General features: G+C 61.3%; 20 protein-coding genes. 10 read left to right on the forward strand and 10 right to left on the reverse strand.

Going from position 1 to position 19033, the window contains the following annotated elements; all coding sequences use genetic code 11:
* The first annotated feature begins 3 nt into the window (after positions 1 to 3).
* Both G4923_RS04125 and brnQ read left to right on the forward strand, forming a co-directional pair.
* The gene (locus G4923_RS04125) at positions 4 to 714 is read left to right on the forward strand and encodes a tRNA1(Val) (adenine(37)-N6)-methyltransferase (protein WP_163135623.1); all 711 of its coding nucleotides are present in this window, start codon (positions 4 to 6) and stop codon (positions 712 to 714) included.
* 191 nt (positions 715 to 905) lie between these two features.
* On the forward strand, positions 906 to 2213 hold the full coding sequence (gene brnQ, locus G4923_RS04130) for a branched-chain amino acid transport system II carrier protein (protein ID WP_163135625.1): 1308 nt from the start codon (positions 906 to 908) through the stop codon (positions 2211 to 2213).
* Positions 2214 to 2299: 86 nt separating this feature from the next.
* On the opposite strand, the gene G4923_RS04135 is transcribed toward brnQ, so the two are convergent.
* The 3 genes from G4923_RS04135 to zur are packed head-to-tail and all read right to left on the reverse strand — an operon-like array spanning position 2300 to position 3442.
* On the reverse strand, positions 2300 to 2527 hold the full coding sequence (locus tag G4923_RS04135; RefSeq protein WP_163135628.1) for a hypothetical protein: 228 nt from the start codon (positions 2525 to 2527) through the stop codon (positions 2300 to 2302).
* A 5-nt stretch (positions 2528 to 2532) separates the two neighbouring features.
* Positions 2533 to 2994, reverse strand: coding sequence for a chemotaxis protein CheX (locus G4923_RS04140; protein WP_025325657.1), 462 nt, complete (start codon positions 2992 to 2994; stop codon positions 2533 to 2535).
* A complete protein-coding gene (zur, locus tag G4923_RS04145; protein WP_025325656.1) occupies positions 2984 to 3442 on the reverse strand; it encodes a zinc uptake transcriptional repressor Zur in 459 nt (152 codons plus the stop codon). The genes G4923_RS04140 and zur overlap by 11 nt, the downstream gene beginning before the upstream one ends.
* Positions 3443 to 3578: 136 nt before the next feature.
* Between zur and dusA the strand changes: the two genes are divergently transcribed.
* Both dusA and G4923_RS04155 read left to right on the forward strand, forming a co-directional pair.
* The gene (gene dusA, locus G4923_RS04150; protein ID WP_163135630.1) at positions 3579 to 4565 is read left to right on the forward strand and encodes a tRNA dihydrouridine(20/20a) synthase DusA; all 987 of its coding nucleotides are present in this window, start codon (positions 3579 to 3581) and stop codon (positions 4563 to 4565) included.
* 2 nt (positions 4566 to 4567) lie between these two features.
* On the forward strand, positions 4568 to 4717 hold the full coding sequence (locus G4923_RS04155; RefSeq protein ID WP_106885023.1) for a hypothetical protein: 150 nt from the start codon (positions 4568 to 4570) through the stop codon (positions 4715 to 4717).
* A 74-nt stretch (positions 4718 to 4791) separates the two neighbouring features.
* On the opposite strand, the gene G4923_RS04160 is transcribed toward G4923_RS04155, so the two are convergent.
* Both G4923_RS04160 and hupA read right to left on the reverse strand, forming a co-directional pair.
* Positions 4792 to 5217 (reverse strand): hypothetical protein, encoded by a 426-nt coding sequence (locus tag G4923_RS04160; RefSeq protein WP_106887789.1) that lies wholly within the window; start codon positions 5215 to 5217, stop codon positions 4792 to 4794.
* A gap of 113 nt (positions 5218 to 5330) precedes the next feature.
* Entirely contained in the window at positions 5331 to 5603 is a 273-nt protein-coding gene (gene hupA / locus G4923_RS04165; protein WP_163135632.1) for a nucleoid-associated protein HU-alpha, read from the reverse strand.
* Between the two features lie 338 nt (positions 5604 to 5941).
* Here hupA and rsd point away from each other — a divergent pair, with 338 nt between their 5' ends.
* Positions 5942 to 6415 (forward strand): sigma D regulator, encoded by a 474-nt coding sequence (gene rsd / locus G4923_RS04170; RefSeq protein WP_106885024.1) that lies wholly within the window; start codon positions 5942 to 5944, stop codon positions 6413 to 6415.
* Positions 6416 to 6525: 110 nt separating this feature from the next.
* Entirely contained in the window at positions 6526 to 6909 is a 384-nt protein-coding gene (locus G4923_RS04175) for a PilZ domain-containing protein (RefSeq protein ID WP_106887790.1), read from the forward strand.
* Positions 6910 to 6969: 60 nt separating this feature from the next.
* Here the strand turns inward: G4923_RS04175 and radA are convergent, their stop codons facing one another.
* Positions 6970 to 8334 (reverse strand): DNA repair protein RadA, encoded by a 1365-nt coding sequence (gene radA / locus G4923_RS04180; RefSeq protein WP_111912119.1) that lies wholly within the window; start codon positions 8332 to 8334, stop codon positions 6970 to 6972.
* A 100-nt stretch (positions 8335 to 8434) separates the two neighbouring features.
* Here radA and G4923_RS04185 point away from each other — a divergent pair, with 100 nt between their 5' ends.
* Positions 8435 to 10804, forward strand: coding sequence for a PilZ domain-containing protein (locus tag G4923_RS04185; RefSeq protein WP_163135634.1), 2370 nt, complete (start codon positions 8435 to 8437; stop codon positions 10802 to 10804).
* Positions 10805 to 10895: 91 nt separating this feature from the next.
* Here G4923_RS04185 and G4923_RS04190 read toward each other — a convergent pair whose 3' ends face one another.
* Both G4923_RS04190 and serB read right to left on the reverse strand, forming a co-directional pair.
* Complete coding sequence (locus G4923_RS04190; RefSeq protein WP_163135635.1) at positions 10896 to 11801, reverse strand: alpha/beta fold hydrolase; 906 nt, start codon at positions 11799 to 11801, stop codon at positions 10896 to 10898.
* 29 nt (positions 11802 to 11830) lie between these two features.
* On the reverse strand, positions 11831 to 12835 hold the full coding sequence (gene serB, locus G4923_RS04195) for a phosphoserine phosphatase SerB (protein ID WP_163135638.1): 1005 nt from the start codon (positions 12833 to 12835) through the stop codon (positions 11831 to 11833).
* Between the two features lie 127 nt (positions 12836 to 12962).
* On the opposite strand from serB, the gene G4923_RS04200 reads away from it, so the two are divergent.
* The 3 genes from G4923_RS04200 to G4923_RS04210 all read left to right on the forward strand — a co-directional run bounded on the left by G4923_RS04200 (position 12963) and on the right by G4923_RS04210 (position 16721).
* Positions 12963 to 13601 (forward strand): AhpA/YtjB family protein, encoded by a 639-nt coding sequence (locus G4923_RS04200; RefSeq protein WP_106887793.1) that lies wholly within the window; start codon positions 12963 to 12965, stop codon positions 13599 to 13601.
* Between the two features lie 508 nt (positions 13602 to 14109).
* Positions 14110 to 15780 (forward strand): DUF3300 domain-containing protein, encoded by a 1671-nt coding sequence (locus tag G4923_RS04205; protein ID WP_163135640.1) that lies wholly within the window; start codon positions 14110 to 14112, stop codon positions 15778 to 15780.
* Complete coding sequence (locus tag G4923_RS04210; RefSeq protein WP_163135642.1) at positions 15780 to 16721, forward strand: DUF2950 domain-containing protein; 942 nt, start codon at positions 15780 to 15782, stop codon at positions 16719 to 16721. Before G4923_RS04205 ends, G4923_RS04210 begins: the two co-directional genes overlap by 1 nt.
* Before the next feature lie 305 nt (positions 16722 to 17026).
* Here the strand turns inward: G4923_RS04210 and deoD are convergent, their stop codons facing one another.
* Both deoD and G4923_RS04220 read right to left on the reverse strand, forming a co-directional pair.
* Positions 17027 to 17743 carry a purine-nucleoside phosphorylase gene (gene deoD / locus G4923_RS04215; RefSeq protein WP_106885030.1) on the reverse strand — a complete coding sequence of 239 codons (717 nt, stop codon included), beginning with the start codon at positions 17741 to 17743 and terminating at the stop codon, positions 17027 to 17029.
* 76 nt (positions 17744 to 17819) lie between these two features.
* Complete coding sequence (locus tag G4923_RS04220) at positions 17820 to 19028, reverse strand: phosphopentomutase (RefSeq protein WP_163135644.1); 1209 nt, start codon at positions 19026 to 19028, stop codon at positions 17820 to 17822.
* Positions 19029 to 19033: the final 5 nt, after the last annotated feature.

A 19033-nucleotide genomic window follows, 5' to 3' on the forward strand; every position in this document is an offset into this window, starting at 1 on the left:
CAGATGGGACGTAGCAGCGGTTTTACCTTCAAACAATTTCACATCGACCATGACCGCTGTGCCATGAAGGTGGGCACCGACGGCATCCTGCTGGGGGCCTGGGCGTCGGTCGACAACGCCCACCGAATCCTCGACATCGGCACCGGCAGCGGCCTGATCGCCCTGATGCTGGCACAGCGCAGCACGAACGACTGCCGGATCGACGGGGTGGAGCTGGATAAGGATGCAGCGGACCAGGCCAGGGATAACGTGGCAGCCTCCCCCTGGGCCCCCCGGGTCAGCATCATAGAGAGCGCCATTCAGGATTATCAGGCGGCTCCTTACGATCTCATCGTCTCCAACCCTCCCTATTTCGTGGCAGGCCAGGTATTTAGCGATCCGGCCAGGGCACTAGCCCGTCACACTGGCGCGCTCGATCCCCATGCGCTGCTGGCGGCAAGCCGTCGTCTGCTGAGTCAGAATGGACGGCTGGCGCTGGTGCTGCCCACCGCCATGGCAGATGAAATTTTATGCATCTCGGCAGATTATGATCTGTACAGCCTTTGTTATACAGCTGTTATCACCAGGGAGGGGAAAGAGGCAAATCGCGTTTTATTGCTACTTGGCAGAGGATTAAGCAGGTGTGAGCAGGGTGAGATTGTGATCCATTCTACTGCCGGAGGCTATTCCGACAGATACATCCAACTAACCAACCCCTTCTATTTGAAGATGTAAATTTCGCCTTGAACTATTTTTTCACATCATTATGCTGACTAGCAAACGAGCGCCCGCTCAAGACCAGCTCAAACCACTGGTGGCGATGAAAAAAGCAGCGGGGCTCCTTTTTTTTACCCCTGAACAACGCCGGTCACTGACCAATAAAAAACTATAACAAGCAATAGTTTACAAGACAGACGAGGTTGAACTTGACGAAATCACTCACATTGTCCGATGTACTCGGATTGGGCTTCATGACCTTCGCCTTCTATCTGGGCGCAGGCAACATCATCTTCCCGCCCCTGGCCGGTTACATGGCGGGTGAGCACCTCTCCCTGGCCATGCTGGGCTTCCTGGTGACCGCCGTGGGCCTGCCCCTCATCACCATTCTCGCCGTCGCCAAGGCCGGCAACGGCTGGGCCGGCATGACCAAGTTGCTGCCCACAGGCGTTGCCACCGCGCTGGCCGTCGCCATCTACATCATCATAGGCCCGGCCTTCGCCGCTCCCCGTACCGGCCTGGTGGCCTACGAGATTGGTCTCAAGCCCTTCCTCGGCGACATGGGTCAATCCGGTCTGGCCGCCTACACCGTGGTCTTCTTCGGTATCGCCATCCTGGTCTCCCTCAATCAGGGCAAGCTGATGGATGCCATCGGCAAATACCTGACCCCCGTGCTGATGCTGCTGCTGCTGACCCTGGCCGTCGGCGTCTTCGTCGCCCCCCAGGGCACCATGCCCGCCGCGTCCGGCGACTATCAGCACAGCCCCCTGGTGAAAGGGATCCTGGAAGGCTACAACACCATGGATACCCTGGCGTCCCTGATGTTCGGCGCCCTGATCGTCGATCTGCTGCGCAAGAAAGGCATTCACGACTATCAGAGCCAGTTCAAGTACCTGGCCATCGCCGGCATCATCTCCGCCATCGGCCTGTCCGTGGTCTATGTCTCCCTGTTCCAGCTGGGTAACACCGCGGCCGGTGTCGCCACCGACGTCAGCAATGGCGGCGCCATCGTCAACGCCTACGTGCTGAGCCTGTTCGGTCAGCCGGGTCAGTTCATCCTGGCAGCCATCATCACCCTGGCCTGTTTCACCACGGCCGTGGGCCTTATCTCCGCCTGCTCCGACTTCTTCCACAATCTCACCGGCGTGAGCTACCAGAAGCTGGTGGTACTGCTGGGTGTCGTCTGTGCCGTGGTGGCCAACGTCGGCCTGAGCCAGCTCATCAGCCTCTCCATCCCGGTGCTGGTCGCCATCTATCCGGTGGCCGTGGCCCTGGTGCTGGTCACCTTCCTGAAGGGTTACTTCGGGCGTCCCCGCCTGGTGTTCCGCTCCGTGCTGCTGGTTGCCTTCCTGTTCGGCTGCCTGGATGGTCTGGGTGCCGCCGGCATGAAGATGGATGCGTTCGCCTTCCTGCCGCTGTTCGACAAGGGCCTGGCCTGGTTGCTGCCCACCCTGCTGGCCTGCGGCCTGGGCACCCTGGTGCGCGGTGGTGACAAGCTGGCCGCCGAAGCCGCCTGATCCTCATCCCAACGACATGAAAAAGAGGCCAGCTTTCGCTGGCCTCTTTCATTTTTGCAACTGTGCATGGCAAATCGGGTTAGTACTCAGAGCACGGATGCCGGCTTGGGCTTGCCGGCCAGGCCGTACCAGTGGCTCTCGACCTGGCCGGCATGCCAGCGCAGGCTGCCCCAGGGCTGCTCACTCTGCCAGCGCGGGAAGTTGATCTGCACGCTGTTGTCTTCGTACTTGTAGAGGGAAGTGCTGATCTGGATATCCGACAGGATAAGCAGCAGCACCCCACAGATGACAGTCCATTTCAGCATCGTCCACATGGCGGTTACTCGAAGCAGATCTCTATGGTGGCACGGCCGTATTCGGAATCGAACGGCATCATGATCTTGGCACCGTCAGCCCTGTGGGTGATGGTGTGATTGGGGCCGGAGACTATGATGGGGGTCGCCATGTCGAACTCATAGCCCTTCTCCCCCAGCATGCGCTTGGCGCCGCCGGTCACCATGTTGGTGATCTCGCCCACCATGTCGGTCACCTCTTCGTTGATGGTGGCCGGTGCCTCCCCCAGCATGCGGCGCATGATCTCCAGCGCCAGCCCCTTCTCGAAGCTGATGGAGAGCGATCCCCGGGTCTGCGGACCCACCATGCCGATGAGGCCGGAGACATCCCCCCGCGCCAGCTCGTCCGTCTTGCGCTTGGGCGCGCCGGGTTTGAGCTCCAGCTGTGCCATGGTAGAGAGCACATTGAGCAGGGAGAGCAAGAACGGGTTTACAAAATCAGCCTTCATCTTCACTTCCTAGGGTGTCAGAGCAACGAGCACATTGACCATGGGCCTCTATGGTCTTGTTGGTAATAGTAAAACCATGCTGGTGAGCCTGCTCGGAAAAGGCGCTGTCGATGGCCGGATCGTGCAGCTCCACCACCTCCTTGCAGCGATCGCAGATCAGCAGCTGCATGGGATGGGCATGGTCAAAGTGGCAGCAGAAGATGAAGGCGTTGAGCGACTCCACCTTGTGGGCAAACCCCTGCTCGAGCAGAAAGTCGAGCGCCCGGTAGACGGTGGGGGGTTTGGCATGTGCCTCGGTCTGCTGCAACTGGGCCAGCAGATCGTAGGCGCTGATGGCATTGCCATGGGCGGCAAGCAGCCGGAACACCTGGCGCCGGGTCGGGGTGAAACGGATCCCCCGCTGGTCGCAGAGACGTTCCGCTCGTTGTAGAAGTAGGTCTTGATTCATGATCACGCAGATACCCTGTCAATTAGCCGGATACTATCACAGGGCCCCCTGTGCGCGGCGACAAAATTCATTTTCTGAGGCCGTCTCACCTTGTGGTAGAATCCGGCCCCTTATTTTGCCAACCCGGATGATTTTTATGCAGGCGCAGCGCTTCTCCATCGCCCCCATGCTGGACTGGACCGATCGGCATTGCCGTTATTTCCACCGTCTGATGACCCGCCAGACACTGCTCTATACCGAGATGGTGACCACGGGCGCCATCATCCATGGCAAAGGGGACTATCTGGGTTACAGCGAGCAGGAACATCCCCTCGCCCTGCAGCTGGGTGGCAGCAATCCGGCGGACCTGGCCCGTTGTGCCAAGCTGGCCGAGGAGCGCGGCTATGACGAGATCAACCTCAACGTGGGCTGCCCCTCCGATCGCGTCCAGAACGGCCGTTTCGGCGCCTGTCTGATGGGGGAGCCCGCCCTGGTGGCCGACTGCGTCAAGGCGATGCGCGATGTGGTGGGCATTCCGGTGACAGTGAAGACCCGCATCGGCATCGATGATCAGGACTCCTACGAATTCTTGCAGGCCTTCATCGAGCAGGTGCGCGATGCCGGCTGCGAGACCTTCATCGTCCACGCCCGCAAGGCCTGGCTGAGCGGCCTGAGCCCGAAAGAGAACCGCGAGATCCCGCCGCTGGACTACCCGCGCGTCTATAGGATCAAGCAGGACTATCCCGAGCTGACCATAGCCCTCAACGGCGGGGTCAACTCCCTCGAACAGACCCTGGAGCACCTGCAACAGGTGGACGGGGTCATGATGGGGCGCGAGGCGTACCAGAACCCCTATATCCTGGCCGAAGTCGACAGTCGGATATTCGGTCTGGGGGGCGAGGTGCCGAGCCGCCACGAGGTGGTGCGCATGATGCTGCCCTACATGGAACAGGAGCTGGCCAAGGGCAACTACCTCTCCCACATGACCCGTCACATGCTGGGCCTGTTCCAGAACATGCAGGGGGCCCGTGCCTGGCGCCGCCACCTGAGCGAGAACGCCTGCAAACCCGGGGCAGGTATCCAAGTGGTGCTGGACGCCATGGCCAAGGTGCCCGAATTCGCCCCGACCGAATCGGTGGAGTAAACATGTATCGCTTCACCGGTTCCTGGCTGCACAAGGCGCTGGTTCGCCTCTGTGCCGGCATGCTGGCCATCCTCGGCATCAAGCTCAGCGCCTTCTACCTGCTCGGGCTCCTGATAGTGCTCGGTCTGCACAGGGAGCAGTTGCTCGGCTGACCCCGTCGGCCCCCAGGCAAGAAAAAGCCGGAACAGCGATGTTCCGGCTTTTTTATCTGGATGGTGGCGCCCGCTCACTCCTCCAGCGCCACAAACTGCAATTCCGGAGGGGAAGAGGTCAGCACATCGGCGCAGTAATCCCAGGTCGAGATGCGATAGTGCTGCAAGTCCTCGTCCAGGTGCAGGCCATCGGACTCCTGATGGAACCAGCTGGCGAAGCGGGATGGGGTGATCAGCTGGATCTGCTCCTCGATGACGTGGCTGTCCCGCCCTTCCGCCAGATCGCAATCCTCCATCACCCTCACGGCGAAGATATGGCGGAAACTGACCCGGCACAGCGGCTGCGGCGGCAGATCTATGCTGCGGGCACGCCCCAACACAACCGTCAGATTGTCACTCCAGATATCCTGATGCAGTTCGGCCACAACCAGGCCGGGGGGAAGTTGGCGGGAGGGTGCCCAGGGCACGGCCACCTGCCGGATGGCATTCTTCTGTTCCATATCCACCTCACTACAGCGCATGCCATATCCTGAGTGTATCTGAAACAAATTTTAACGAAGATGGCAAGAAAAAACCCGGCAGGCGCCGGGTTTCATTTGATTACTTTACGCGATTACTTGACGGCGTCTTTCAGCGCCTTGCCTGCCACAAAGGACGGCACATTGGCGGCTGCAATCTGGATCTCTTTACCAGTTTGCGGGTTGCGACCGGTGCGGCCCGCGCGATGGTTGACCTTGAAGGTACCAAAACCCACCAACTGAACGGCATCGCCCTCTTTCAGGCTCTGGGTAATACCATTGATGATCTCTTCCAGAGCAACTTTGGCCTGACCTTTGCTCAGGTCTGCTTTGGCGGCAATTGCATCGACAAGTTGAGCTTTGTTCATAACATTTCCTTTATGATCGGGCATTTAGCACCGGGCCACTCTATTCAAAAAAAAACACTCAGGCAAAGGCTTTATCAGCCGGATTGGCTTGAATGCTGGGGTTTTCATCAAGATCTGCGGAAATAGTCACATATCTCGCCCCTGCGTCCTCCTGACAAGCGACACGGGACCAGAAACCGACGGAGACTTGTATGCAAACCCCCGCCTGATGTAACAATATCCCCACACTCCTATTGACGGTCAACAGGATTTTCCCTAGTTATAGGAGTGTCGTCAGTCGCTGAGAATGACCGAAGGCCTGCAGCCATCGCGCTTCATGCCATGCCCATGGAGGGACTATGTTAACTGAACTGGAACAAACCAAGCGCGCGTTGGCAGGCAAGCACAGGGCAATCGATGACTGGCTGGATGCCAGGCAGGCATTGCTGGTCGAGTACATGCGACTGGCCGGGCTCATGCCCACCAAGTCCAAGCAACGCTCCCTTCCCGGTCATGTCGAACTGCAACGCTTCTGCGAGCAGCTGGTCGACTACGTCAGCGCCGGTCATTTCGAGATCTACAATCACGTGGTCACCGCCTTCGAGCAAGCCAGCGGTGACAAGCTGGAGCTGGCCAAACGCATCTATCCCCATATCCGCGCCTGCACCGAGTTTGCCCTGGAGTTCAACGACAAATACAGCAATGCCGACGAGGCCCAGCTGTTGCAGCTCGATGAGGATCTGAATCAGCTGGGTCCGGTGCTGGAGGACAGATTCAAGCAGGAGGACAGGCTGGTCAAGGCGCTTCAGGTGGTCGAATCCCTCAGCCGCTAGCGGGTCTGATGCTCAATATCGGAGCCAGTTCAACATCCTGATGCGCCGGCTAGATTACACTCTGGGCATGGATGGTTAGCACTGTGCTCGCACGCAGACCGGAGATGAACATGGCCGAGCGCCGCCACTTTACCCGAATCTTCTATTTGACCGCCGCCAAGCTGACGCAGGGGGTGCACCAGTGGCGTACCCAGCTGGTGGATGTCTCCCTGCAGGGCGCACTGCTCATCAGGCCCGAGGATTGGGTCGGCAGCGACGACAAGGAGTACGAGATCTGCTTCATGCTGGGCGGCAGTGACATCGAGATCAAGATGCAGGTCGAACTGACCCACGAGGCCAGCAAGAAGCTGGGCTTCTACTGCCACCACATCGACATCGACAGCGCCACTCACCTCAAGCGGATGATAGAACTGAACATAGGTGAGGAGCAGCTGCTGTATCGCGAGCTGGAGCAGTTGCTGCAAGAGCACAGGGAGCACAATCCCCCCTCCTGATCCGCCGTCATCAATGAAAAAGGAGCCTCACAGGCTCCTTTTTTGTGCTCCTTTACGCTGTTACAAGGCCTCGAGGGCATCGGACAGCTTCTTCACCGGCACCACTTCCATTCCCTCGATGGGGTGCTTGGGCGCATTGGCATGAGGCACTATGGCACGGCGGAAACCGTGCTTGGCCGCCTCCTGCAACCGCTCCTGGCCGGAGGGCACGGGCCGGATCTCCCCAGACAGCCCCACCTCGCCGAACACCACCAGATCCTTGGGCAGGGGCTGATCCCGGAAGCTGGAGACCATGGCCAGCAGCAGCGCCAGATCCGCACTGGTCTCCTCGACCTTGACCCCGCCGACCACGTTGATGAAGACGTCCTGATCCGCCATCTGCAGGCCACCGTGACGGTGCAGCACCGCCAGCAGCATGGCGAGACGGTTGTGATCCATGCCCACCGCCACCCGCCGCGGATTGGAAACCTGGGAGTAGTCCACCAGCGCCTGCAACTCCACCAGCAGGGGGCGCGTCCCCTCCCAGATCACCATGACGATGGAGCCGGGGGCCTGCTCGTCACCACGGCTCAGGAAGATGGCGGAGGGGTTGCTCACCTCCTTCATCCCCTGCCCCGTCATGGCGAAAACGCCAAGCTCGTTGACCGCACCGAAGCGGTTCTTGTGGGAGCGCAGGGTCCGAAAGCGCGAGTCGTGGGCACCATCCAGCAGCACGGAGCAGTCGACACAGTGCTCCAGCACCTTGGGGCCTGCCAGGGTACCGTCCTTGGTGACATGGCCCACCATGAAGATGGCGACATGATTCTGCTTGGCATAGCGGGTGAGCAGGGCCGCAGACTCGCGCACCTGGGAGACGGAGCCGGGGGATGACTGCACATCCGCCACATGCATCACCTGGATGGAGTCGATGACCATGATCTGCGGCTGCTCCTGCTGGGCAATGATGCAGATCTGCTCCACGCTGGTTTCCGACAGCATCCGCAGCTTGTCGGTGGGCAAGCCCAGCCGGCTGGCTCGCATCGCCACCTGTTGCAGGGACTCCTCCCCGGTCACATACAGGGTCTTCATCCGCTGTGCCAGACCGCACATGGTCTGCAGCAGCAGGGTCGATTTGCCCGCCCCCGGGTTGCCGCCGATGAGGATGGCCGAGCCCGGCACCACACCGCCGCCGAGCACCCGATCCAGCTCCTTGAAGCCCGAGCTGAAGCGGGGGATCTCTGTGGTCGCAACTTCGGCCAGGGTCTGCACCTGGCTGCCGACGGCACCGGCATAACCTGTGTAGCGGGCACTCTTGCCGGGGGTAGTGACGCCCAGCCGGACCTCGGTGATGGTGTTCCACTCCTTGCACTCGCTGCACTGACCTTGCCAGCGGGTGAAGTCGGCGCCACATTCGGAACAAACATAGGCGGTTTTGTTTTTGGCCATGGATAACTCGGGGACAGGATGAATTCCTGCTTGATATACTGGTTTGCGACCGGCAGATCAAACCCAGAATCGGAAAAGTGACTTTCCGCGGCAGGAATACATGGATTCAGAACAACCACTACACCTGATTGAACAACTTGTCCCCCTGCTCCGGGAAAAGGACTTCGACGAGATCTTCAACCGCCTGACCCAGAACGAGAATACCAACGGCCGCTTCCTGCTGAAGATGGAACTGAAGCGCAAGTGCACCCCCTGTCGGCGCGTGATCGACATGCGCAACGAGCTGGGGGCCCTCTGCCAGGTACACGAGTTTGAAGGGGTGACCCACTTCATGCCCGCCGAGGCCGTCGAGCAGTTCCAGTCCCAGTGCTATCTCTACCGGGACAGCTACACGCTCGGGGTCTACGAGGCGCTGCAAGCCTGGTACAAGCTCAATCAGGGGCGCAGCGAGAGCCTCTCCCTGCCCGTCAGCCCGTTCAGCCCCTTCGATGTCAACGCCATCCCCTTCGCCAGCCACTACGGTCGGCAGGAGGAGCGGATGCACTTCAGCTCCCCCATGGTGCTCAGGCTGGCGAACGGGGAGAAGCTGCTGGCCAAGAGCTCGGATCTCTCCCTCGGCGGGATCCGGGTCTCGGTTCCCTATCTGCCCGACTACCAGACCGGCGACCACATAGAGGTCTTCTTCACCGGACTGGAGCGCGAAAACCCCCTCCCCATACTGCACCAGCCGATCAGCTACCAGATCCTGGGGCAGGAGCAGAAAGAGGGGAAATTCTGGCTGCGGCTGGTGAAGAGCGGCGAGCATCCCGCCTTCGACGAATTCCTGCGCGACTTCATCGAGCGCAACCGCAGTCGCTATCGAGTCAGCGTCGACTACCTGCTGTCGGCCGCCATCATCAAGGGATACGAGCAGTTCTACCTGCCGCGCATGACCGGCATGCCGCTCTACTTCGGGCGGGGCGACACGCCAGGCCTCGAGATCGCCCTGCGCACCGAGAACAACCAGCACATCCTCGAGTACTGGCGCGACGCCAAGAACCGCGACATGCTCGCCAGCCTCTTCACGGCGGCGCGCATGCCCTCCCTGTTGCCCGCCAAAGGGGGACTGCGCGAGACCCTGATCTACAGCTTCACCCACTCGGTGCGAAGTCACCTCTACTTCTTCTCCGCCACCCGCGAAGAGCTGCAACAGAGCGGCCTGGCCGCCCTCTTCTTCCAGGTCGGGGCCCGTCGCCCCAGCTGGCGCGTCTACAAGTTCAGCCTGGAGGCCTGCACCCTGAGCGAAGCCGACCTCGACAGCCAGCAGGGGGAGTCGCACCAGTTGCAAGACATGCTGCTGCGCGAGCGCCTCGGCCAGATAGGCTATGTCGGCCTGCTGCAGGAGATAGGGCTGGACCACCAGCGCAGCGAATTCCACTACGACAGCCAGCAGCCCAATGCCAACGCCTTGCAACGCTTCGGCCACGACACCCAGGCGGCCCCCTTCGAGATAGAGACGCTGCACTATGTGCAACTGCGCAAGGAGGCCCGCTACGTTCACAAGACGGCGATAGTGCTCAGGCACAAGGACCGCGCCTGGATCGGCTGGACCCGTGACATCTCGGCCCATGGCATGCAGATCGAGCTGGAGGAGGCATTCGAGGGGGAGAAGGGGGAGACAGTCACTGTCGCCCTGCCCAGGTTGCAGGAGCTCGCCAAGACCATGGACTTGCAGCGCCTGCCCTACCGGCTGGTCAGCCTCAATTTGAGCCGTACCGTGCTGCATCTGTGCATCGAAGGCACGGCGGAGCGCCACATAGGCCATCAGTTCTTCAGCCTGCTGATCGAGAGCAACCAGAACAAGCTCAAGACCACCCGGGAGCACAAGCGCTACCGCGGCATGGCACGGGCGCTGCGCAACCTCTATACCCACCACCTGTTCAACTCGCCGGTCTATGTCAACAAGCTCAAGGCGGCCGCAAGACCTGCCGCCGTGGGCATGGCCCCCCGACCGCGCAGCCTCTCCCGCCTGTTGCAGGCCTGCGCCGGGCAGGAGAAGCAGCTGAACCTCTACCCCCTGTTCCAGGGGGCTCTGCTCAAGACGGTGCTGCTCAACCCCTTGCGCACCATGGCGCGGGAAGACAAACCGGAAGAGGAAGAGGTCTACATCGCCAGCCTGCACTCCCAGGGCGGGGCTCCCCTGTTTCGCAGCCACCTGGCCAGCAGCTTTTCCTCGCCGGAGGCGAAGCGCCGCTTCATCGAGCTGGCCCTGCAGCAGGGCGAGTTCTATTCGGTGCTGGTCGGCATCTCCCGCACCGGTCGCCCCGACACCAGCTTCATCGCGGGCGAGCTGGACTACATCGCCAAGTTCGCCATTCACAAGGCCAAGCAGCTGGAAGAGGAGCTGTGGAGCGTGGTGGGGGTCGGTGAGCTGACCGATACCACAGAGGCCACCCTGTTCCGGCTCGGCATCAAGCCCCCGGCGAAGTAGCCCGAAGAGGCCAGCCCCTGGTGCCCTCACCCGTCAGGTGTCGGCATCAGGGGCCGGTGGCGGGCAGATGGCTGCCCGTTTCAGCGAGCGCTCAGGCCGCCTGGGGGTTGAGCAGCCAGGCGAGGATCTCGGGGAAGTGATCCTCCTGGGCCTGGGGCGCCGTCAGCATGTTGATGTGATCGTAATCGAGCCGGTTGCCGTTATCCCGGCCGAGGCGGGTGTGGCGGGTCGCCGACCCCATCTCGGCACTGAAGCGGCGCACGTCTGTGGGGTGACCCAGCACCTTGTCCGCCTTGGCCGAGATCATCCAGAGCGGCGGCCAGCTCACCCTGGCGGCGGCCTCGTCATAGGCAAAGCCGTCGTGGGGATCCTGCCAGGGCCCGCATTTCACCCAGGGAATGGTCTCCTGCAGGTAACGCAAGGGCTCATCATCGGCCCCTATCTTCAACTTGCGGGCAGCCAGAAACCCCTGGCGGCGCGCCAGCCAGGGCGCCAGCCGGTTCCAGATCAGGTCCACCTTCAGCCAGCGCTCGGGGCTCTGCACCGAGACCCCCCGCTTGGTGCCGAAGAACACCAGGCTCGCTATCTGATCCGCCAGCTCGGGGAAGCGCACCAGAGTCGAGGCCATGATGACCCCGCCCCAGGAGTGGGCCATCCAGTGCACCCTGGCTGCGGGATGGCGCGCCGCCACCCAGTGCTGCAACGCGGGCAGATCCTCGGTGATCAACTCATGCTGGCCGTGGCCGGCACGCTCGGCGATGGCTGGCGTGCTCTGGCCTCGTCCACGCAGATCGGCCACGTACACCTGATAGCCGTGTCTGGCCAGAAAACAGGCCAGCCCCTTGCCGGATTCGGTGTAGAAGATACGCCCGTTCTCGATGGCGCCGTGCACCATCAGGATGGGATCGGCATGGATGGCAACACCGGGCTGGATATGGCGCACATGGAGCCGATGTTCGCCACAGGGGACAAACAGGGATTGTTGCAACAGTTCCATCTTGTTCTCTGCTCCTCCTTGAGCGGGTTTCAACTCCAGCGCCTGTCGCGGCAGGCGAGCGCGCCGAGCAGGCAGAGCACCCCTTCCAGATCATGATGATTGAGGGTGGCCGCCGCCTGGGCCCGCACCAATGGTTTGGCATGAATGGCGATGCCGAGCCCTGCCACCCCCATCATCTTGAGATCGTTGGCGCCATCGCCGACCGCCACCGTCTGGGCAGCGGGGATCCCATGCTCCCGCGCCAGTTGCAGCAGCGCCTCGGCCTTGGCGGCGGCATCCACTATGGGACCGCTCACCAGGCCGGTCAGCATGCCCCCCTCCACCGCCAGCTCGTTCGCAAAAATGGCATCCAGCCCCAGCGCCTGCTGCAGTTCGCTGGCGAAACGGGTAAAACCACCGGAGGCGATTGCCACTGTCCAGCCCGCCTGCTTGAGGGTGTCGACCATCAGCTGCAAGCCGGGCATCCAGGGCATGGCGGCCGCCACCTCATCGAGGATGGCGACAGGGGCGCCCTTCAGCAGGGCGACCCGGCTGCGCAGGCTGTCGGCAAACTCCAGCTTGCCCTGCATGGCCGCCGCCGTCACGGCCGCCACCTGCTCACCCACACCCGCCAGGCGGGCGATCTCGTCGATGCACTCGATCTGGATCGCGGTGGAATCCATGTCCATCACCAGCAGCCCGGGTGCCCCCAGGGTGGGCAAGGTGGCGAGATGGCAGGCATCTATGTCCCACTCCTGCCCCTTGAGGGCCAGCACCAGCTCGGGGGAGAAACGGCTAGCGCCGAGCAGCAGCAGGGACACACCGGCCTGCTCCCCCACGGGGTAGAGGCTGGCCTCGACCCTATGGTCTGCCAGCAGCGTTGCCACTTGTGTCAGGTGGCGGGCACCTAGCGCCTTGCCAAACAGCACCAGCCAGGCGCCGTCATGGGCACTGGCCGCGGGCAGCAGGGCTTCGGGGGAGAGCTGCCAGCAGGGAGCACCGCACAGAGCCTGGGACCAGTCGTGCGGGGAGCGGGGGAGTTGGGACAACAACATAAGAGAGACGCCTTCCTTGGAGATCATGGGGTTCATCATGCGGGCCCAGAGTAGCGTATTGCTTTTTGTACAGGCAAGCGCCAAGATCCCGCCACCATTGTCCATTCACCCCAAGAGGCTCAGCGCTGTGCGTCATCTCCCCATCAAACGAGTTATCAGCCTGGCAGCGGGGATCCTGCTCGGTCTCTGGGTGCTGGTGCTGATGATCCACATGCAGGGAGCAAGCCAGGCCGCGTTGCACAGCGCGGCGCGGGATAGGGCCCAGGCGCTGGTCGCCTACGCCGCCCGGGACATGCGACGCTGGATCAAGGAGGACAAGGAGAGCGAGCTGGAGCGCCTGGCACAGGATCTGGCCGCCGAGCCCGACATCCTAGACGTCACCCTCTACGACGCCCGCGGCATCCCCCTAGCACAGTCGGATCAGGCCGTTCCCCTCGAGAACCTGTTGCCCATCGGCACCGACAACAAGTCACTACCGGAGCAGGGCAAGGGGCGCACCCAGTTCGTGCAGGAGATCCAGGAGGGAAACCTGACCCTGGGCTACCTGAGGATCACCCTGGAGGAGCAACGGCTGCTCGCCGCGCAGGATACCCATCTCAAGGTGAGTCAGGAGAAACAGCGGCTGATGCTGCTGGTGATGCTGCTGGCCGGCCTGCTCATCTCCTACGGGGTGCGCCGCAACTACATGCGGGTCCGCAAGCACAAGAAGAGAGCGGTGCAGAGCCAGGCCTCCGCCGACAACGCCCCACCGCCCGGCATCGAATAAGGCGCCGTTCGCGAAACGCCTTGCTCTTGTTATTACCCCCAGCGGTTCGAGTAGCTGCTCGAGCAGTGTATCGAGTCGCTTGGTTCCGCCGTCGTCTCTGAAGCGCTCGTTGACCAAGTGACGATCCACGATCACTTCATGCCGCAGTTCCTTGACCAGCCTGTCCAGCCATTTGCGCTGCATCCGCAGTCCCATTGTGCTGCGCCTAGATCCTCTCCATCCCCAAGTGCATTGATTGAATCTCTAGCGCCACCGAAGGCGGTATCCCATAGCCCTTCACTTCTCAGTTTTGTCCATCTGATTTTGGTCACGTTAAGGTGTTCAGGGGTAGCTTGGGACAGGAGCAAACGAATTTTTCACGCCTTTCCAGCCGGTTTTGGGTGTGATCTCGATTAGTGGTTTATGTTTTCGGTATGAAACGCCCGCATTGAATGCATTGAGATACAACATGTGTGGAAATCATCAGGCAAGAGGCGCATCAGCCACTCCAGCAGAAGGAAGCAAGATCATGAAGCAACCCCTATTTCGCCGTAGCGCGTTGGCGGCCGTGATCGCCCTCAGCACGGTATTGGCGGCATGCAAAGAGGAGCCCCCTCCCGTCGCGCAAAGCGTCCAGCCCAGCGCGGCCGCCAGCACAGCCAGCGCTGCGGTCGCACCGCAAACGCAGCCTCAGCCGATTAACACACAAGCATCGAAATATACCCCAGAGGCGCTCGAGACCCTGCTTGCGCCCGTAGCCCTTTACCCTGATGCGGTATTGGCTCAGGTGCTGGCCAGCGCCACCAATCCGCAAGAGGTGCTCGATGCCGGCAACTGGCTGGTTGCCCACCCCGATCTCAAGGGGAAAGAGCTGACCGCCGCCATTGCGCCGCTGGGCTTTACGCCGCCCACCATGTCGCTGATGCACTTCCCAACCGTCATGGACATGATGTGCTTGAAGATGGAGTGGACGACTGAGCTGGGCAGCGCCTTCCTGGCCGATGAACCGGGCGTATTGGCAGCCGTTCAGCGCCTGCGTCAACAGGCGATGGAGGTGGGCAACCTGAAAGACTCAGAGCAGATGAAAGTGGCCAAGGATGAACAGAACAATCAGCAGATTGTCACCATTGCGCCTGCCAACCCTGACGTCATTTACGTCCCGCAATACGACCCAACCGCCGCCTATAGCCCGCCAGCTGCCGGGCCAGCTCCCGCGCCGGTGACCACAGAAACCACGACAACGACCGCGCCTGCGACAACGACCACGACAGTGGTAGAAAATGATGATGACGAGGATGAGTACGACCGCGGTGATATGGTCTTGACGGGTTTGCTCGCCTTTGGGGCGGGCATGTTGGTCAACGAGGTCTTCAACGACGATGATGATGAGGGCGATTATTATTACCCGCGGTGGGGATCCGATTATCCCGGCGGTTACGCTCCCTATCGTTATAACCCCAACTATGGCAATGGTTTTCGTCCCGCCAATGGCTACAACCGTCCGGCCAACTATCAGCGGGGATCCAACAACAATATTTATATCAATGCCAAGGGGAACGATTACTTCAACAAGTTTGAGCGCGGCCCCAATAACTACCTGCGCCAAGCCGACAGCCCCATCACGGCGGCGCGCCCCCAGCGTGCTGAGCTGGCTACCCTGGAGCCACGCTCGCTGAATAACGAGGCTGGGGGCCGACGAGATGCCACACCTAAGGGGACTTATGCGGGGGCCAATCGCCAACCTAAAAGCGAATACGCCGGCGCACCACGCGCAGTCAATGAGGTGAACAGGGAGGCTCGCGCAACAGCGCCGAAGGGGAGCTATACGGGAGCCAACCGCCAGCCCAAAAGCGAAACTGCCAAGGCAACACGCGACGCTAGACAGGTGAGCAGGGAGGCGAATGTGGCCCAACGCACGCCGCGCCAGGGCAACTACGCAGGAGACAAGGTCAAGCGGCAGCAAATCACTCCACAGACCGCTGGGGCGCGTGATCGCGGCTATGTCCAGCCACGCGCTACCCACAGCAAGAGCGCAACACAGACGGCGACACGCAGGGCACCAGCAGCCTCAAAGAGTGCCTTCCAAGGGGTGCAGAATTCGGGCAGAACCGAGCGCGCCGCCAGCCATCGTGGGCGTGAAAGTGTGGCTAGTAGCGCGCATGCCGGGCGCAACACTCAACCCAGACGGAGTACGCGATAATGAAGCGTTTGTTGAAATGGAGTTGGGCCCCCTCATGGGGGTTGGCCCTGCTGGCCCTGACCGCTGCCTGCGACGCAAGCGCCATAGCGCAACGCACCTTCGCCACCCCGGATGAGGCGGTGCAGGCCCTGATCACGGCCCTGGAGCGGAACGATGTCACCGCACTGACGCTGTTGCTCGGCGAAAATAGTGAGGAGGCCATCACCTCGGGGGATGAGGTGGCCGATGCCAATGATCGCACCGCCTTCGTCGCGAGCTTCAAGAGCAAGCACCAACTGGTGGCCGAAGGTAAGGATAAAATGGTCCTGGTCGTGGGGGAGTCGGATTGGCCACTGCCCATCCCCCTTGTGGCCGCAGATGGCAAGTGGTATCTCGATGGCGCCGCAGGTGCCAAAGAGATCGCCTATCGCCGCATCGGTCGGAATGAGTTGGGGGCGATTGCGGTGTGCCGCGGCTTTATCGACGCGCAGATAGAGTACGCCGCCATGGGGCATGATGGTCAAACCGCGGGACTCTTTGCGGCCAAACTACGCAGTGATGCAGGACAACAAAATGGACTCTATTGGCCTGTGGGCGAGGGTGAACCAGCAAGCCCGGCCGGAGAGGAGGTCGTCAGTGCCGCCGCAGAGGGCTACAAGGCCGTGGTCGGTCAACGCACACCCTATCATGGCTACTACTACCGTATCTTGTATGCCCAAGGAGCTGCGGCCAATGGGGGGAGTAAAGAGTACTTTGTCGAAGGGCTGTTAAGAGACGGTGTCGCCCTGATCGCCTGGCCGGCCGATTATGCCAACAGCGGGGTGATGACCTTCATGGTGAATCACGAGGGGCGGGTTTATCAAAAGGATCTGGGGGCAGACACGGCAACGGCCGTTGAGGCGATCCAGCTGTTCGATCCCGATGAGAGCTGGTCGCTAGTAGTGAGTAACGAGGGTGATTAGCCAAGAGGGTGATTAGGGCTCTTTCTCTACCATCGAATCTTGGCGAATAGCAGGGGCCCAGAGCGGAGTGATTGAGATCACCGGAGGGGATGCGGGGCCAGCCGCCCCCTCGCTGGCCCACGCGATGTTCGGCATCAGAATGAAGATCAGCTGAGTCAGGATATGCATTGGTTTCATGGTGCTGCTCTCGCGGTGCGCAACCAGAGTGTATAGACGGCACACCAGGCCCTCCGGGCTGACTCCCCAAATGACGCATAAAAAAACGGCGACCCTAGGGTCGCCGTTTTGCATGATGTGAATGGGGATTACTTGTCGCCCAGCAGGACGGAGTCCAGCGCGATTTCGATCATGTCGTTGAAGGTCAGCTGACGCTCTTCGGAGGTGGTCTGCTCGCCGGTACGGATGTGATCGGAGACGGTGCAGATGGTCAGTGCACGGGCACCGTACTCTGCGGCCACGCCGTAGATGCCGGCGGCTTCCATCTCGACACCCAGGATGCCGTATTTTTCCATGACGTCGAACATGGAGGGGTCCGGGGTGTAGAACAGGTCGGCGGAGAAGATGTTGCCCACGCGCACCGGAGTGCCCTTGTTCTTGGCGGCTTGCACGGCATTGGCAACCAGGTCGAAGTCGGCGATGGCGGCGAAGTCGTGATCCTTGAAGCGCAGACGGTTGACCTTGGAGTCGGTGCAGGCACCCATGCCGATCACCACGTCACGCAGTTTGACGTCTTCACGCACGGCACCGCAGGAGCCCACGCGGATTAGGGTCTTCACGCCGTAGTCGGTGATCAGCTCTTTGGCATAGATGGAGCAGGACGGGATGCCCATGCCGTGGCCCATGACGGAGATGCGACGGCCCTTGTAGGTACCGGTGAAGCCGAGCATGCTGCGCACGTCACACACCTGCTCGACGTTCTCCAGGAAGGTCTCGGCGATGTACTTGGCACGCAGGGGGTCGCCCGGCATCAGCACTGTGTCAGCAAAGGCGCCATCTTTTGCATTGATATGAGGAGTTGCCATTCTCTTGATTCCTTCACACTAGGTTGAGTTTTATTGTTTTTAAAATTGCCCGCCGCCGAAGTGGCGGGCGGGTCAGTTACAGGAAACTGGTACCGTATTGCAGCTTGGGCAGACCGTGGTAGGCCGCTATGCTCTGGCCGATGTCGGCGAAGGTCTCGCGACGACCGACGGAACCGGCCTTGACCGGCTTGCCGTAGAAGAGCACAGGGATGTATTCACGGGTGTGGTCGGTGCCGCTCCAGGTCGGATCGCAGCCGTGGTCGGCGGTCAGCACCACCACATCGCCATCTTGCAGTATCTCGAACAGCTCCGGCAGACGGGAGTCGAAATACTCCAGCGCATCGGCGTAGCCCTTGACGTCACGGCGGTGGCCGTAGGAGGAGTCGAAGTCCACGAAGTTGGTGAAGACGATGGTGTTGTCACCGGCGGCCTTCACCTCTTCCAGGGTTCTGTCCCACAGCTCGGTCAGGCCTGTGCCCTTCACCTGCTTGGTGATGCCCTGCTGGGCATAGATGTCGGCGATCTTGCCGATGGAGACCACCTGGCCACCCGCATCCTTCATGTAATCCAGCACGGTCGGTGCCGGCGGCAGCACCGAGTAGTCGTGACGGTTGCCGGTGCGCTTGAAGTTGCCCTTGCCAGTGCCCACGAACGGACGGGCGATGACCCGACCGATGTTGTAGGGCTCCAGCAGCTCGCGCACTATGTGGCACAGCTCATAGAGCTTCTCGAGGCCGTAGGTCTCTTCGTGGCAGGCGATCTGGAACACTGAGTCGGCAGAGGTGTAGAGGATCGGCTTGCCGGTCCGCATATGCTCCTCACCCAAGTCATCAAGCACCTGGGTACCGGAGGCGTGGCAGTTACCGAGGTAACCCGGCAGACCCGCCTTCTCGACGATGGCGTCCAGCAGCTCCTGGGGGAAGCTGTTGTGGTGATCGTGGAAGTAGCCCCACTCGAACAGCACGGGCACGCCTGCGATCTCCCAGTGGCCGGACGGGGTGTCCTTGCCGGAGGAGAGCTCCTGGGCGAAGCCGTAGGCACCGACTACCTCAATATCTTTCTTCAAGCCTGCCGGGAAGTAGCCGGAAGCCTGCTCCCCTGCGTGGCCCAGGCCCAGCTTGTTGAGGTTGGGCAGGTTGAGGGCACCACGGCCTTCAATCTCACCGGCGGCGCAGGCCTTGGCGATATGGCCAAGGGTGTTGGCGCCCACATCTCCGAACTTCTCGGCATCGGCGGCAGCGCCAATACCGAAGGAGTCCATCATCAGAATAAAGGTACGTTTCATGGGTC

This window comes from Aeromonas rivipollensis (assembly GCF_010974825.1).
Taxonomy (GTDB): Bacteria; Pseudomonadota; Gammaproteobacteria; order Enterobacterales; family Aeromonadaceae; genus Aeromonas; species Aeromonas rivipollensis.